Raw genomic sequence first — 16001 nt, forward strand, 5'->3', positions numbered from 1 at the left:
GGTTCCTCTGTTTGGGGCGGCGCCCCGCCCCCCCCCCCCCCCCCCCCTCCCCCCCCCCCCCCCCCCCCCCCCCCACCGGCCGAAGCCTCACTGCCACGGATGGGAGTACATGTCGGTGAAGGAATGACTCCGCTGCTCCTGGCCGTTCCTGCGCACACGCGTCAGCCGAATGGCCCCCTGCTCTCCCGCCCGGAGCACGGGCCACCTCTCCACCCTGAACGTCATGGGCCGGGCGGAGGAGTCGTGAACGACCATTTCGCCGTTGAGTCGCAGCGCCAGTGAGAACGCGGTCCTCGGGTGGAGCACGACGGGCAGATACGGCAGCGCGCTGCCTTCCACCGAGAAGTCCATCGGTTCCCCGTCCACCGCCAATGCCCGAATCCGTGCATTGGTGACCTGGTGGACGTCCGGTGTCCCCCTCCAGTGATGGGCCAGCTCCTCGCGGCGCATCACCTGGTGCGGCGTGTAGAGGGGCTCGAAGGCGGGGTAGAGCAGTTCGCCGCGCCGGCCTCCGTCCGTGTCGTCCCACTCCAGCATCAGGTCGAAGCCGGGCCGGGGAAGGTTGAGCCGGTGGTAGTTGTGCACCACCAGGCCGGTCACGACCGACTGCTCCGGTGATTCCAGCGCTTTGTCGTACTCCACCTCGGCGTGGGGGAAAGCCTCTTCGAAGAGCCGGCGAACCAGGGGCACCTGGGACATTCCGCCGGCGAGCAGTACGTGCTGCACGTCGGTCGCCAGTTCCGACAGCGGCATACGGGCCAGACGCGCGATGTCGGGCGTCGTGCGCCTGCGCAACCGCGCCTCGCACAGCGCGGCCCTGACATGCTCCAGGGCTTCCTCCATTTGGGGCCGGAACGCCTCCTCCAACCGCTGGCGCGTGTAGGTGAGCAGCGGCAGGTCGGTGTATCCGCCGCCGACCGGAACCGACTGTTCGTCGTACCGCGTGTCGGAGAGCAGCACCTTGAGCCGTCGGGCCGCCGCCACAATCAGCGCCCTGAGGGTGGCGGGGTCGGGCATCCGGTCCACCGCTATGCCCCTGGCCTTCAGGTCCCGTTCCAGCTCCCGAGCGATCTGGAGGTCCAGCGAGTCACCGGCCTTGGCCACACCGCGTGCCGAGAGGACGGTGAGCTCGGGGGCGCTGTCCTGGAGTGATTCGGTGACCTCCACGACGGCGATGTCGAGGGTGCCCCCGCCGAAGTCGAAGACCAGCGTGGTTCCGTCGGGCCGCTCCTCGCCGAGTTCCCAGTAGAGCCCCTCCGACCAGGCGAGCCCGGCGGCCACGGGCTCGTCGACGACGTCCCCGACAGCCACCGGGATCCCCGCGGCCCTGGCCAGGGTCGCAAGCCGCCTGCGCTGCGGCCCGTCCCAGATGGCGGGACAGGCAAGACGGAAGTGGGCGTCCTCTGTGTCCGCTCCGGCGGCCCTGGCACGCAGCAGTACGTGTTCCAGCAATTGCTTGATCAGGGTGTCCGCCGAGTGGCGGACCGTGCTGGTTCGTCTCTGTCCCGGCAGCGCATTGGGCGTCACGCCGAGCGTGATGCACTGCTTCACCGACCGCAGCGCCGCGGCACCGGCTGCCGCCTCGGCGCCTTCGCCGAACAGGAGTTCATCGGAGGGGGAAACGGCGATCACGCTCGGCATCCAGGCCGTCCCGTGACCGATCGGCACGTTTTCCGGCGGACCACCGGGAAGCCGCTGGCTCACCAAGGTGGTGGCGGTACCGAAGTCGATGCCGATCAAGGGCTTGTCGTGCTGCACCGATGTCCTCCATGGACCCTGGCTGCCGGGATCCTCGGTCCCGGCAGCGGAAATGAATTGTCTTGCCTACTGCTCGACCCTGCGGACGATGGCCTGTTCCAGCACGATGGGCCCGGGTTCGCGAGGGCCTTGCCACGTGAAGCCGGGCCGTTCCACGACCACGCGCGGCGCCGGTCCGCCCGGGGCCCGGTGGATTTCAGGGTCGTAGTCCGTCTCCTCGCCGAGCACGCCGACATCCAGCACCCCGGCCGTCGCGGCCTGCGCCAGGGCCCTCCGGTAAAGGGCGTTCGCCGGCCCGGTCTCCTCGCCCTCGTGGACCGCCTGGTCCGCGACTTCGGCGAGGACTGCGGCGAGCACGCGCAGTGTGTCGATCCGGGCCTGCCGCAACTGCGCCTGCGACGCCCCGCGCGCGGTCTGCCGGGACTGGCGCAGCTCATCGTCCCGTCCCCGGAGCTGACGTGTCATCGCCTCCACACGCTGCTCCGCCTCTTCCAGCCCCTGCCGGGCAGACTCCGCCGTGGCCTCGGCGGCGCGGGCACGTGTCTCGGCATCGGCGCGGTGCTTCTCCTCGTCCGCGATGCGGAGCCGCAACCGGTTCGCCGTCGCTTCCGCCTCGGCCAGCGCGTCCGACGCGGTCCGACGCTGCCGCTCGAGCTCGGCCCGAGCCGCCTCGGCGTTGCTCCGTTCCTGCTCCAGTAGGCGCTTCAGGGCCTCGATCTCGGCCCGCGGGTCCTGCTCGGACTCGGTGATGGTGACGTCTGCGGGCTCGGCGATGCTGCCGACTCCGCCTGTCTCGGAGTCTTCTTCCTCTCCGTTATCCGGCTGCTCGGTTTCCTCGGCAGGCACCGTGGGCGTCTCGGGCACTGGTTCGGCCTCCGGTCCTTCCTCCGTCCTTTCTTCGCCCATCGTGCCGACCTCATGAGCGATTTCGGCCGCCGTGGCAGCCTGGGCTGCTCTGGCTGCTTCTCTGAGCTCGGCGGGAAGGGCAGGGTGGTCGGCCACTTGCTGAGCCCATTCCCGAACGGGCCCATTCCGCTGCTCCTGAATCCGAGGATCCGCCAGCAAGGCCCAGGCACGGGTGGCCATCTCCTCCGCGAAGTCCAGCCACGGGAGGTCATCCTCCTTGGGCTGCTTCGTCAGAGTCCTCCTCAGCAGCACCTTGGCCCTGATCAAGAAGGGGGCCAACCAATCCTTCTGCCCCGGTACCTCCTCCAATCCACCGACTGCGGACAACCTCTGTTCGAAGCAGCCCATGACGGCACGCATCCCCTCACGCGCGTACTCACCGCTCAACGCACTGACTGCCTTGTCCGCAGCAGGGCTTGGAACGGGCATTGCGACCAGGGGAACCAGCAACGGCAAGAGATCGAGGGACGGCGGAATCTCAGCTGCCTTGCTCGCGGCCCGGCTGGGTTCGGTACCAGGGAGTACGACCCGGCTCCTCGCACGCGACACATCACCGATGTGTGCGACAGCCACCAGACGGACCTCTTCAGGCACTCGCTCGGGATGAGGTTCTGCCCACTGCTGCGGCCATTCATCCACGGGTACGTCGAGAGCGTGTGCCGCCAGCCGCTCGTACGGCGACAGCTCATGCAGTCCGGAGACCACCACGTCGGAGAGCGACTGACGGTGCTTCTCCTGCACTCTGCGCGATTTGTCGGCCAACTTCCGAAGCGCTTCCGCCGCAGTCACTTCGCGACGGGCGTTCCTGGGCTTAGCCTCTTCCCACCACAAGCCCTTCTTCGCGTCCTGCCGGACACGAGGACGAGCTACGAGCGACTGACGTAGGGCACTCCATCCGTCGGCGTACTTCTGGATATCGACCCCTAGCCCTTCGATGTCTTTTCGGAGAGCGGTGATGGTGGTCCGCTTGCCCATCTCACGGACAAGTTGCGCCAACACCTCCACTGGATCACTATCGAACTGGCCCTGAAGTGCGGCGAGGTCGGTGGCGGCCCTGTACCGGATCGTGCCCGGGACGAGGGGCTTCACCGATTCCGGCACAGGTACGGGCAAATGCTCATTTCCCCCTCCCTCCCACTCGACGACGACTTCCGCCTCGTCCAGCGCGCGAACGGTACCTACACGACGTACGGCACTGCCGTCGCATTGCTCAACCAAAGATCCGATTTCCACAGCGCGAAACCTTATCGGCCGGTGCGGTGGCTCCTGCGGTCCGGAGCCCGATACCGCTGGTCCCCTACGTACCCGCCTGCTGCGGGAACGCCACTACCACGCTGGCTACGGCGAGTTCCGCGACGAGCGTCCCCACGGCCGCCCGCCAGGCGTGCACCTGGGCGTGCCGCGGTCCGATCTCGTCGTGGTGGTACTTGCAGCCCTCGCTGAGCCGGTTCCAGAGGGCGTTGACGCGATGGGCCAGGACTGGGCCGGCGTAGTGGCGCAGACAGAGCAGCTTCGCGCGCATGCTGATCGTGCCGAGCCCGGCTGCCTCAGCCGTGAGGGTCGCGTCGACAGCCGCTTCCAGGGCGATCCGGAGGGCGTAGGCCGCACCGCGGGCACGGCCTGCCGGGGTGAGGGGGCCGCCGCCGTCCAGGCCTTCGGTGAGAAGGTCGTCGGCGGTCGCGAGGAGGGCGGTGACGGTGTCGGCACCGGTGCGGGTGGCGGGCATCAGGCGTTCGCCTCCGGGGTGCGGATCCGGACGGCGAGGGCCTCGACCCTCCGAACGAAGGCGACCGGGTCGTGCGGGAGGAAGCCGCCGGGGTGGGCGCCCTGCTGGCACTGGTGGATGAGGGTCGTGCTCTCGTTGCCGTAGAGGTGACGGAGTCGGTTCTTGACGTCGTCGTCGGGGTGGACGAGGCCGTCGTCGAAGAGGGCGAGGGACGCGAGCGGGAGGAGCCGTTCAGTCGCGTCGATGGCGGCCTGGAGGCGGTCGGCGGGGAGGGCGGTGCGGTTGCGGCGGAGCCAGGCCGCCTCCACGATCGCCGTCGCCAGGGCCTCGCGGCACAGGGACGGCAGGACGTGGCGCAGGGCCGTCTCGGAGCAGTTCTCGGTGTGGGCGAGGGCCATGGCGTTGTCGACGGCCTCCTTGACCGGGTCGGTGTCGCAGGTGACGTGCACCTTGGACTTCTCGCCGCGCTCCACCTTGAGCACGGTCACGGGCAGGCCCTGGCTGCGGAAGGCGTGCGGGAGGCGGGTGTCGTGGGTGAAGACGACGACCTGCCGGTCGCGGCCGAGTTCGTCGAGCACCTGGGCCAGGCCGTCGACCTTCGCCGGGTCCATGGACTGCACGGGGTCGTCGATGACGACGAAGCCGAAGGGGCTGTCGGCCGTGGCGGTGCGGGGCAGGAACAGGGAGAGGGCGAGCGAGTGCAGTTCCCCCTGGCTCATGACGCCGAGGGCGGAGGCCTCGGTGTCGTCGACGGTGACGTCCATGACCAGCTTGCGGACGTTGGCCCGCTCGCTGCCGTGCAGGCCGACGTGGGTCAGATCGACGCTGCTCTGCTGGCGCAGCTTCTCCCAGATCCGCTGCGTGTGGCCGGCGAAGGCGTCGACGCGCAGGTCGCGGACCTCGGTCGTGAGCTTCTTGATCCAGTTGAGGGCGGCGTTGACCTCCGTCCTGCGGGGCCCTGCGGCCTCGGCCTCCCGGGAGAGGTTCGTCCACTCGGCGAGCAGGCCGACGACGGCGTGCCAGCGTTCATCCATGGCCGCCAGTTCCTCGCGTGCCGCACCCGCCACGATCGCGCACGCGTCCGTCAGCGTCACCGCCGCCTTCAGCGCGCGCTCGGCGAGTTCGACGGGATCGGTGATCCGCCGGCAGTCGCCCCAGGCCTGCCACGGTTCGGCGAGCGCGGCCGGGATCTCCCGGGGCGGGACGACCAGGTCGTGCAGGGCGCGGGTCGCGGTCCGCAGGCGGGCCTCGGCCTCGCGTACGGCTTCGGCCTCGCGCAGGAGGGCGGCGATCTGCGCCTCGGCGCGCGCGGCCCACTCCCGGTCCAGGGCCTGTTCCGTGCCGCAGACCGGGCAGGCGGTGTCGTCGGCGTGGCGGTCGCTGTGGCTGAGCGCCGCCTGGAGCAGTTCGGCCCTGCTGTGGGCGTCGGCGGCCGCGGTGCCCTTCAGGTCGTCGACGTCGGCGACGGCACTCCGCAGCGCGTCGACGGCGGCGCCGACCCGGTCCAGGTCGGGGCTCTCGGTCTCGGCGGCGGCCTCCAGCCGTGCCTCCCGCAGCCGGCCCTCGTCGGCCGTGGGCGCGCTGGCAATCAGGGCGTCGAGCACCGCGTGGTCGGGCCCACCCTTCTCCTCCATCGCCACCAGTGCCTTGAGCGCCCGGTCGTCGTGCCCGACCTCCTCCAGGGCCGCGTGCAGGTGCGGCTTCCTGTCCTTCGCGGCGTTGACGGCGGTGTCGAGTTCCTTCTTCGCGGCCGTCAGTCGTCGCGCGGCGGCGTTGAGGTCGTCGAGGCCGAGGATCGCGGCGATGTTGTCGTACATCTCGGACGGCTTGCCGTTGATCAGGTTGTCCAGGTCGGCGTAGGACAGGAAGGGGCGGTGGGCGCGGGTCGCCTGCTCCCAGCCGGCCTGCTCCAGCGGTACGGTGCCGTGGCCCGGCCGCCTGAGCACGGCCTCGGAGTCGGTGAAGGCGTCGCCGGTCCAGGTGCGGGTGAGAGTGCTCGGCGACGGGTCGCCCTCGACGGTCAGCTTGGCCTCGACGGCGGTCCGTTCACCCTGGTGCAGGTTGCGCCAGCGGACGGCGTGGCTCGGGTGCTGTCCGGAGCAGTGGGCGTTGGTGCCGGTGAACAGGGTCTCGATCGCCTCGGCGATGCTCGACTTGCCGGAGCCGTTGCGGCCGACGACGAGGGTGACGCCGGGCTTGGGCTTCAGCTTGAGCAGTGCCTTGGAACCGACGCCGCGGAAGCCGGTGACCGCGATGCTCCCCAGGTAGACGGGGCCTGCGGAGGGCCGAGGGCTGCCTTCGGTGTTCTCTGAGTCGCCGAACGCCTCGCGGACGAGGGCCTTCGCCGGGGCGGACAGCTTGCGGTCGCCGGCCAGGCGGGCCTCGACGAGTTCGGGCAGGGGCAGTGCGTTGTCGGGGGTCCGGTCCGTCGCGTCGTCCATGGTGTCTCCCGTGATTTCCGTACTGAGGTGGAAAGGGGCGAGCACCGACAGGCACCGGGGGCGGCCGAACCGTTGGGGTACCTGTCGACGGACGGAACCGTAGGCGCAGGCGGGAGCTGTGCGGCCTCTCCTTCCTGATAACAGTGGTTATCAAGGCAGTTGATGGCTGCAGAGTGATCATTCGAGGCGGGGAGGGTGCCGGTTTGCCCGCCTCGATGATCAGTTGCTTCGCCCCCTCACCTCACCGATCCGCCTGTCCAACCCGGCGTCCGGCGCGGCCTGCTCGCGCACACCGGGGTCACAGCCGTTCCACTCCCGCAGAGCGGCGCGTACCTGCTCGTACTCCGCCCAGACGGTCTTGCCCGGACCGTCCGGGCGCGGGTGCCAGTCCCAGCGGGTCGCGAGCTGCGAGACGAGGAGCAGTCCGCGGCCGGTCTCGTCGGTGCCGTCGGCCTCCTCCGGAGCGGTGGGGTGGTGGGGGTGGCGTTCGGTGCGGGTGTCGGTGACCTCGACGCGTACGGTGCGGCCGTCGGGGGTGGCGTGGAGGCGGAGGTGGAAGTCCCGGCCGGGGACGTGGCCGTGGCTCACGGCGTTCGCGGTGAGCTCGGCGACGATCAGCACGATCGCGTCGTGCGGGTCGGTGCCGTACGGGATGCCCCACGCGTCCAGGCGGACGGCCGCCAGGCGGCGGGCGAGACGAGCTCCGCGGGGTGTGGAGGTGAAGCGCATCTCGAAGGCGGGGCCCGGTGGCGAGGACACCTTCAAGGGGGTGCAGGGGGTGGCGGGTTGGGTGGTGTCGGTGGGATTGATGGGTTTCGTCGTCACGCCCCTCACGGTCCCTTCGGTCGCGTAGCGTGACCAGTGGTGACGCAGCGACAGGGGGTGGCTGTACCCGTGCTGTACGCGCGTGTCGGAGCTGCGCGCCGTGACGGCGTCCCTTGCGGGGGCGTTGAGCGAGAGAAGGCGGTGGTAGACATGGCGGAGCGCACGGGTGCGGAGGCCGGGGCCGAGGCGGTTCCCGGGGAGCGTGAGAACGGCGACGGCGGCGGTGCGAGTGCGGCGGTCGTGAGTCTCGGGGACGGGTGGGAGAACGACGGCGGGGCCGGGCGGCGGCCGGAGGACGAGGCCGGGCGGGGTGTCGTGGTCGCGTTCGGGCAGACCATGAAGACGCTGCGGGTGCGGGAAGGGCTGGAGCGCGAGGAGTTCGGGCGGCGGCTCGGGTACTCGGCGTCCACCATCGCGTCGTTCGAGCAGGGGCGGAGGATTCCGACGCCCCGGACGATCGAGCGGGCGGACGAGGTGTTGGGGGCGGGCGGGTTGCTGTGCCTGTGGAAGGAGCAGGTGGAGCGGGCTCAGTATCCGGTGTTCTTTCAGGGGATGGCGGCCTTGGAGAAGGAGGCCGTTGAGCTGGTCGCTTACGACACCCTGGTGGTCAAAGGGCTGCTTCAAACAGAGGAGTACATGAGGGCGCTGCTCGCCATGAGGCGACCTCCCCTGGACGAGGAGACCATCGAGCAGCGAGTGACGGCACGCTTGGCCCGACGGGACATTTTCGAGCGTCGGCCTGCCCCGCTACTGAGCTTCGTGCTCGACGAGGCAATCCTGCGGCGGCCTTACGGGGGCAAGTCCGTGCTGCGCGGGCAGTTGGAGCATCTGCTGCTGATCGGGCAGAAGCGCAACGTCGAGATCCAGGTCATGCCGGTTGACCGCGAGGACAACGCCGGCGTGAACGGACCGTTCACCGTCGTCACGCGCAAGGACGGCAAGAAGTTTGTGTATGCCGAGGCGCAGGGGGTCGGCTCTCTGCAGACCGACCCCGAGCAAGGGTTCTAGCCGCCGCCCGCTATGGGATTATCCGATCGCAGGCTCTCAGTCCGCGAGAGTCACTGGAGCTCATCGAAGGGGTGCTGGGATCACTATGAGCAACGCTGAGTCCTCGACCGTCGCCTCGGGCCTCGCCTGGTTCAAGAGCAGCTACAGCGGAACTGAGGGCGGTGATTGTGTAGAGGTCGCGCCTGCTATTGCAGCTGTGCACGTCCGGGACTCGAAGGCTGAGGCCGGTCCCATGCTCACGGTCTCCCGTGAGGCCTGGACGGGTTTCATCGGGCTGGCCTCGTCGGAGCGGTGCGTGTGACGCTCGTACGGCCGTGAGGGCCCTGCCGACCTGGATCTCGGTCGGCAGGGCCCTCGACACCTACTGGGTACCAAGCCAGCTTTCGAACAACATGAGGTGTTCGCCTACGGCTCCCAGCGAGGAAGGACTCTTCTCGTACTGCTCCGAGAGCGCCACTTCATAGACCTTGTACGCCGGTTCCGCCTCCTTGCCGGCAGCGTCCATGGCCGCGAGCGCCTTGAGCGCTTCCTGGATGTTCCCGTTCTCGGTGCTGGTCACGAGCTCAGGGCAGAGTTCCTCGGCGATGTACTCGCACAGTTTCATGAGATGCCGCCCCGCGCGGGTCGCCCGGTCTTGAATGGCCTCCGTTCGCGCTTCGTGAAGGGCATCCTCCAGGTCGGCCTCGTCACCTTCGTCGCACCAGATCTGCCGGAGTGACGCCTCTTGTTCCTCCAGTTCCTTCTGGGAGTCACGCAGCAGTTCTTCCCGGGTGAGGATGGGGTGCGCTGCCTCTTCAGCAGGCAACTCGGGCAACGACTCGATCGCCGCCGGATCCGGGGGCGTGTCGCCGTCTCGGAGTGCTCGGAGCAGGAGGACCTGGCGAAGTACGGGCAGTAGCCGGTCGGCGTCGGTGGCTCCGCGGATCTCGTACGCCGCGCGCTCCACAGCCGAGTAGTCGCAGTCCGCGATGTATCCGTCCAGCTCCCAGCTGAGCTCGGAGAGGGCGGAAGAGATGTGCCGGATCTCGTCGAGCTGCTCCTCGCAGGCGTCCCACACGCTGTTGGCGATGCGGTGCGCCTCCTCCGCCTCACGCACCTGCCGCTCCAGCTTGGCAACCAGCTCGGATAACTCACTCACAGTAACCCCCTGAGTTGAGACGGTTCGTTGGACCACGTCAGTCGTTCGGCACACCGTTCACGGACCACTCGTTGGCGAAGTGCTCCATCTGGCGGAGGACCAGGTCGATGGCGTCCTTCTGCTGGTCCGGCGGGTAGTTGTTGCGGGCCAGGAGGCGCTTGATGGTGCTGCGCAGGCGGGCGCGGACGGACTCGCGGGCGATCCAGTCGGGCTTGAGCTGGCGGCGGACCTCGGCGACCAGTTCGCGGGCGATGCCCGCCAGGACCTCGTCGCCCATGAGCGAGCGGGCCGTGCCGTGGTCGGCGACGGCGTCGTAGAAGGCGAGTTCGCGCCAGTTCAGGGGCGGGTCGAACTTCTTGCCCCGGTTGGCGTCGGCCATGACGTCCTTGGCCATCTCGACCAGTTTGGCGATGAGTTCGGCGCTGGTGTACTGCTGGCGCATGTAGCGCACCATCAGGTCCTGGAGGCGTTCGGAGAACGTGGTCTGCCGGACGATGTTGTGCCGGGTGACCTCGCGCATCTTCCGCTCGACGAGCCGCCGCAGTGCCTCGGCCGCCAGGTGCGGGGTGTCGCTCTGCTGGAGCTGGGCGACGAGCGCGTCGGTGAGGTGGGTGAGGTCGGCGGTCTCCAGTCCGGCCTCGGCGAAGAGGTCCGTCACTCCGCCCGTCTCCACGACGGACGACGTGAGCTGGGAGAGGTACAGCTCGACGTCGCGGGCCACGGGGAGGCCGCGTGCCTCGCGCTCCATGGCGTCCAGCTTGGCCATGTAGGCGCGGACCTCGACGAAGAACTGGATGTGCCGCTTCCAGGCCGGCGTGTCCGCGAACCGCTCCCCCACCTCCTTCGAGCTGCCCGCCAGCGCCCAGAAGCGCTCCAGCCGGTAGGCGTGGTCGCGGAAGCGGCGGCCCAGGGTCTGGCGCGGGTCGTCGAGCAGGTCGGGGTCGTTGCCCTTGGTGCGGGGGTCGCGCAGGTGGTTGGCGGTCTTCAGGGCCGCGTCGACGAAGGCACGGGGGCCGGGGCGGTCGAGCAGGGGTTCCCACGCGAAGCCGCGAAGGATGCCGGTGAGGATGTCGTACTCGTTGCGCAGCTCGTCCAGTGCGCGCTCGACGTCCTGGCCGAGGGTGCGGTCGCGCTGGTCGGCCTCGGTGTACTCGGCGATGGCCCGCTGGAGGTTCTCCGTCAGCGGGGCGTAGCCGACGAGGAGGCCGTCCTCCTTGCCGCGGAAGCGGCGGTTGACGCGGGCCAGGGCCTGCATCAGGTTGGCGCCCTTGAGCGGCCGGTCCAGGTACATGGTGTGGATCGGCGGGGCGTCGAAGCCGGTCAGCAGCATGTTGTTGACGATGAGCAGTTCCAGCTCGTCGTCGGGGTCCTTGGCCCGGTTGATGACCGTCTTGCGGCGGCTGTCGGTCAGGGCGTGGGCGAGCAGGGCGTCCGAGTCCTTGCGGGAGTTCGAGGAGAAGACGATCTTCATCGTGCCCTTCTCGAACTCGTCGCTGTGCCACTCGGGCCGCAGCTCGCGCAGTGCGTCGTAGACGCGGACGCAGATCTCGCGGGTCGCGCACACCACCATCGCCTTGCCGGGCGCCCCGCCCGGCTCGGAGGCACCGACGAACGGCTTCATCCGCTCCCGGCGGGCCTCCCAGTGCTCCACCAGGTCGGCCGCGAGGTCGCGTATGCGGGCCGGCGCGCCGTACATGGCGTTCATCGTCGCCACGGCCTGTTCGACGCGGCGGCGCTCGGTGTCGTCGAGGCCGTCGGTGATCCGGTCGGCCTCCTCGTCGATGGTGGTCGGGTCGACGTCGCGGTCCAGGACGAGCTGGATCACGCGGCTCTCGTGGTACACCTTCACGGTCGCGCCGTCGTCGGCGGCCCGCTTGAGGTCGTAGACGTCGATGTAGTCGCCGAACACCTCGCGGGTGTTGCGGTCGGCCTCCGAGATCGGGGTGCCGGTGAAGGCGAGCAGCGTGGCGTGCGGGAGCGCGTCGCGCAGGTGGCGGGCGAGGCCGTTGAGGTCGTCGTAGTGGCTGCGGTGGGCCTCGTCGACGATCACGACGATGTTCCGGCGGTCGGAGAGCATCGGGTGGTCGGTGCCCGACTCCCGCTCCTCCTTGGTCTTGCCGAACTTCTGGAGCGTGGTGAAGAGGATCCCTCCCGTCCTCTTCGCCGCGAGCTCCTCCCGGAGTTCGGCGCGGGTGACGACCTGCTTGGGCGTCTCCGGGAGGATCTCGCTCTCCTGGAACGTCGAGTAGAGCTGGTCGTCGAGGTCGGTGCGGTCGGTGACGACCACGACGGTGGGGTTCAGCAGGGCCGGGTCCCGCATCACCATGGTCGTGGTGAGGACCATCTCCTCCGACTTGCCGGAGCCCTGGGTGTGCCAGACGACGCCGGCTTTGCCGTCGCTCGCCGAGGCCGTGCGGACGGCGTCGGCGGCGCGGGTGACCGCGTGGTACTGGTGCGGCTTCGCGATGCGCTTCATCCGCTTGGACGGGACGAAGTTGATGAAGGACTGGATCAGTTCGAGGAAGCGGGGCTGGGTGAACAGGCCGTGCAGCGCCAGGTTCTGCCCCGACTCCGAGAAACCGTCGGCGGTCAGCGGGTCGACGCGGGCGCCGAACTCGTCCGTGTTCCACGGGGCGAAGTGCTCGTACGGCGTGAACGGGGTGCCGTACTTCGCGGTGATGCCGTCGGAGAGCAGGACGACCGCGTTGTAGCGGAAGGCGGTCGGGAACTCCTGCACGTACCGCGCCACCTGGGCGTGGGCCGTCTGGAGCGTCGCGTCCTCGTCGCCGGCGCGCTTCAGCTCGATGGCGGCGAGGGGCAGACCGTTGACGTACAGGATGACGTCGAAGCGGCGGTTCCTGTCGCCGTCGATCACCGTGACCTGGTTGAGGGCGCGGTAGGTGTTCGCGTCCGGGTCGTCCAGGTCGAGGAGGCGGATGGTGGGGTTGTGCTCGGCGCCGTGGGAGTCGGTGTAGGTGACGGACCGGATGCCGGTGGTGAGGTGGCGGTGGGCGGCCCGGTTCTCCTCGTAGGTGTCCTGGGAGCCGGGGGTGGCGGCGGTCGCCACGGCCTCGCGGACGGCGTCCGGGGGGAGGTCCGGGTTCAGCCGCTCGATCGCCTCCTGGAGGTCCGGGTAGAGGATCAGGTCGTCCCAGGACTTCCGGTGGTCGGAACCGGGCGCGAACGCGTTACCGGAGGCCGGCTGCCAGGCCAACTCGGCCAGCTCGTCGAGGGCGAGCAGCTCCCAGTCGGCTTCGGTGGGGCGGCGGTGGGTTCTGTCGGCAGGCTCGTTTCCGCCGTGGGGCGCTGCTGTCATGTGGCGTCCTCGACAATCTTCTCGGCGTCCTTGACGCGGATGCGGCCGGACATGAGTTGGGGGAGGAGGGTGTCGCGGAGGTTGGCGAGAGTCCGCGACTCCAGCCTCGCCAGCGCCGCCGTGCTGCCCAAACTTTGGATCTGCGACCCGACCTCCCCGAACTGGCGGGGGTCGACAATCTCTGTCGCCATCGCCTCTGCGGGACGAATGCGCTGATGGCTCTTTGATGTGCCCGTAACCTTCGACGCAAGGGCACTCAAGAAGGATTTCTGGTATGTGACTGCCCACACTTCGTGAGTGGTCACCGAGCCACGGGGGATCAGAACCAGAAACTCCGTCGATGCAAGCGAGGGCACATGGGAGTCCAGCACGACATTCCAGACTCGGGGAATATCCGGGTTCAGCTTCGACAGCAAAACGGCCGGTTCAGTGAGGAAAAACTTCCCGCTCTTAATAGTCTCCGGCGAGACCTGATCGGGCATCCCACCGACATCGAAGGCCGGAAGGCTGTAATGGTCCACAAGGTCTTCGGTGATGTCTCGCGGGGAAACCTGGTTCTTTTGGAGCAGGCAAACTTCTTCGAGGCGCACTCGATCCTGCCAGCGCTCCGGAGAAGCCAGAGCCCGCACCAGTTCTTCGGCCGTAGTTACGATGCGTTCGTTGACGGCGATCTTGTCATCCAGCACCCCCAGCATCCCAACGATGCGATCCTGTTCCGCGCGGTCTGGGATGCATACGTGAAATGCCTTGGCTTCAGGAAAATAGACGGTTTGGTGAGTCGTACCGTGCGCGAAGCGGCGTACCGACTCCTGCTCCATGAGGAGGATGTAGTGCAGATACCGAGAGGAGATTTCCGGCCCACACACCCAGTTGATGAAGTCTTGACTCGTAGCCATGGGAACCCCCATGGTGACCACATATCCCACCGATGCGGTGCGAGACAGACAAACAGTACCCGCCGGAAGAAGGCGAGCAGACGAATTATCTAGACCAGCTTGGGTAATATGCTGCAAAGTACGCTTGATGGTGCGTCCATGATTACCGGTGGCATCCTTAATGCCGATCCATGGAACGTCACCGCCCCAGTATTCCGGGTGTCGACGGCTCGGCGTATGCCCGCTCTCAAGCCGGGCAACGCTGGAAAGCGGAACCCATCGGAAGCCAGCGGGGGCGGAGGTAGACGGCCTACCCACGCTGAGCGCCCACCTGCCGGGAATGACTCCAGTAGTGGCCGCACGCCCGCCCGTCACGGTTGTTGTCCTAGCCATCAATCTCTCCCAACCGCTCTCGGACCGTCTTGGCAAGGGCCTCGGACCTGTCGAAGAGCTCGTACAGCTCCCCCGTCAGATCGGCAATGCGCTGGGCTACGACCTCCGGATCCTCTTCCTCTGCGTCCACGGCCCCCACGTATCGTCCGGCTGTCAGCACATATCCGTGCTCCCGCACTTTTTCAAGGTCAGCCGAGTAGCAAAAACCAGGTACGTCCTCGTAAGCAAGCCCGGCCTCGCGTGCCGAGGCGGTGCCACGCCAGGCGTGGTAGGTGTCGGCAATCCTGCTGAGGTCGCCCTCGGGCAGCACGCGTTCCGTTCGGTCCACCATCTCGCCCATGGCCCGGGCATCGATGAAGAGGATTTCACCGCGTCGGTCGTCGAGCCGCCGAGCCCCCTGCGGAGACTTGTCCTTGGTCAAGAACCAGAGGCACGCCGGGATCTGCGTAGTACGGAAGAGCTGCGAGGGAAGGGCAATCATGCACGCCACGAGGTCGGCCTCGATCAGGGCCTGGCGAATTTCGCCCTCGCCACCGGACTGAGCGCTCATGGACCCGTTGGCCAATACGATGCCCGCCGTGCCTCTCTCCCCCAGCTTGGAAATCATGTGCTGGAGCCAGGCGTAGTTGGCGTTGTTCTTCGGCGGAACCCCGTACTTCCACCTGGGGTCGGTCTCGTCCCTCGCCCAGTCCTTGATGTTGAAGGGCGGGTTGGCCATGACGAAGTCGGCTTTGAGATCCGGGTGCTTGTCGTCGGCGAAGGTGTCGCCCCAGCGGGAGGCGAGGTTGCCGTCGATGCCGTGGATGGCGAGGTTCATCTTGGCCAGGCGCCAGGTGCGCTCGTTGAGCTCCTGGCCGTAGACGGAGATGTCGGTCTTGTGGCCGCGCCCCCGATGCGCCTCGATGAACTTGGCGGCCTGCACGAACATGCCGCCCGAGCCGCACGCCGGGTCGTACACCCGCCCCTCGTACGGCTCCAGGATCTCCACGATCAGTCGGACGACGGAGCTCGGCGTGTAGAACTCGCCGCCCCGCTTACCCTCCGCCCGCGCGAAGTTGCCGAGGAAGTACTCGTACACCTCACCCAGCAGATCCTGCGCCGGCTTGTCCCCACTGCCACCGAAGCGGGCGTCGCTGATGAGGTCGACGAGTTCAGCAAGGCGCTTCTGATCGACGCGGTCCTGGTTGAAGATCTTCGGGAGGACACCGGTGAGGGAAGCGTTCTCCCGCATGATGGCGTCCATCGCCTCGTCCAGGAGCTTGCCGACGCCCTGGGCCTTGGCGTTCGCGGCGATCCAGGACCAGCGGGCGGTCTCCGGGACCCAGAAGACGTGCGCGCCGGTGTACTCGTCGCGGTCCTCCAGGAAGTCGCCGATCTGGTCTTCGGAGATGCCGTCCTCGGCGAGTTCCTTGGCCAGCTCGGTGCGGCGCTCCTCGAAGGCGTCCGACACGTACTTCAGGAAGATCAGGCCGAGCACGAACTCCTTGTACTGGGCGGCGTCGATGGAGCCGCGGAGCTTGTCGGCCGCCTTCCAGAGGATGTCCTGGATCTCCTTGGCGGTGGAGGCGCTGAACAGCTCCGCCTGATCGGCGGGCTTTCCTTTACTTGCAGCCAT

The 16001-nt window shown here is 68.3% G+C and carries 10 protein-coding genes and 1 pseudogene; 2 read left to right on the plus strand and 9 right to left on the minus strand.

Features of this window, described 5'->3' with window-relative positions; translation table 11 throughout:
- Window positions 1-87: 87 nt before the first annotated feature.
- The 5 genes from ACZ7G3_RS12855 to ACZ7G3_RS12875 all read right to left on the minus strand — a co-directional run bounded on the left by ACZ7G3_RS12855 (window position 88) and on the right by ACZ7G3_RS12875 (window position 7656).
- On the minus strand, window positions 88-1758 hold the full coding sequence (locus tag ACZ7G3_RS12855) for an Hsp70 family protein (protein WP_470925272.1): 1671 nt from the start codon (window positions 1756-1758) through the stop codon (window positions 88-90).
- Window positions 1759-1824: 66 nt separating this feature from the next.
- Entirely contained in the window at window positions 1825-3897 is a 2073-nt protein-coding gene (locus tag ACZ7G3_RS12860) for a hypothetical protein (RefSeq protein ID WP_470925274.1), read from the minus strand.
- A 64-nt stretch (window positions 3898-3961) separates the two neighbouring features.
- Window positions 3962-4390: a hypothetical protein gene (locus ACZ7G3_RS12865; protein ID WP_470925276.1), complete on the minus strand. Its 429-nt coding sequence runs from the start codon at window positions 4388-4390 to the stop codon at window positions 3962-3964.
- Window positions 4390-6831, minus strand: a complete 2442-nt coding sequence (locus ACZ7G3_RS12870; protein WP_470925278.1) for an AAA family ATPase — start codon at window positions 6829-6831, stop codon at window positions 4390-4392. Before ACZ7G3_RS12870 ends, ACZ7G3_RS12865 begins: the two co-directional genes overlap by 1 nt.
- Window positions 6832-7050: 219 nt before the next feature.
- Window positions 7051-7656, minus strand: coding sequence for an ATP-binding protein (locus tag ACZ7G3_RS12875; RefSeq protein ID WP_470925280.1), 606 nt, complete (start codon window positions 7654-7656; stop codon window positions 7051-7053).
- A 150-nt stretch (window positions 7657-7806) separates the two neighbouring features.
- On the opposite strand from ACZ7G3_RS12875, the pseudogene ACZ7G3_RS12880 reads away from it, so the two are divergent.
- Together ACZ7G3_RS12880 and ACZ7G3_RS12885 are read left to right on the plus strand one after the other, a co-directional pair.
- A pseudogene (locus ACZ7G3_RS12880) lies at window positions 7807-8753 on the plus strand (helix-turn-helix domain-containing protein).
- The gene (locus ACZ7G3_RS12885) at window positions 8750-8965 is read left to right on the plus strand and encodes a DUF397 domain-containing protein (protein ID WP_470925282.1); all 216 of its coding nucleotides are present in this window, start codon (window positions 8750-8752) and stop codon (window positions 8963-8965) included. The pseudogene ACZ7G3_RS12880 and the gene ACZ7G3_RS12885 overlap by 4 nt, the downstream one beginning before the upstream one ends.
- A gap of 60 nt (window positions 8966-9025) precedes the next feature.
- Here the strand turns inward: ACZ7G3_RS12885 and ACZ7G3_RS12890 are convergent, their stop codons facing one another.
- The 4 genes from ACZ7G3_RS12890 to ACZ7G3_RS12905 are packed head-to-tail and all read right to left on the minus strand — an operon-like array spanning window position 9026 to window position 16001.
- Window positions 9026-9802: a hypothetical protein gene (locus ACZ7G3_RS12890; RefSeq protein WP_470925284.1), complete on the minus strand. Its 777-nt coding sequence runs from the start codon at window positions 9800-9802 to the stop codon at window positions 9026-9028.
- 37 nt (window positions 9803-9839) lie between these two features.
- A complete protein-coding gene (locus ACZ7G3_RS12895; RefSeq protein WP_470925285.1) occupies window positions 9840-13118 on the minus strand; it encodes a type I restriction endonuclease subunit R in 3279 nt (1092 codons plus the stop codon).
- Window positions 13115-14386, minus strand: coding sequence for a restriction endonuclease subunit S (locus tag ACZ7G3_RS12900; RefSeq protein WP_470925287.1), 1272 nt, complete (start codon window positions 14384-14386; stop codon window positions 13115-13117). The genes ACZ7G3_RS12895 and ACZ7G3_RS12900 overlap by 4 nt, the downstream gene beginning before the upstream one ends.
- Window positions 14379-16001, minus strand: coding sequence for a class I SAM-dependent DNA methyltransferase (locus ACZ7G3_RS12905; RefSeq protein ID WP_470925289.1), 1623 nt, complete (start codon window positions 15999-16001; stop codon window positions 14379-14381). Before ACZ7G3_RS12905 ends, ACZ7G3_RS12900 begins: the two co-directional genes overlap by 8 nt.

Source organism: Streptomyces sp. NPDC037271, from assembly GCF_055603605.1.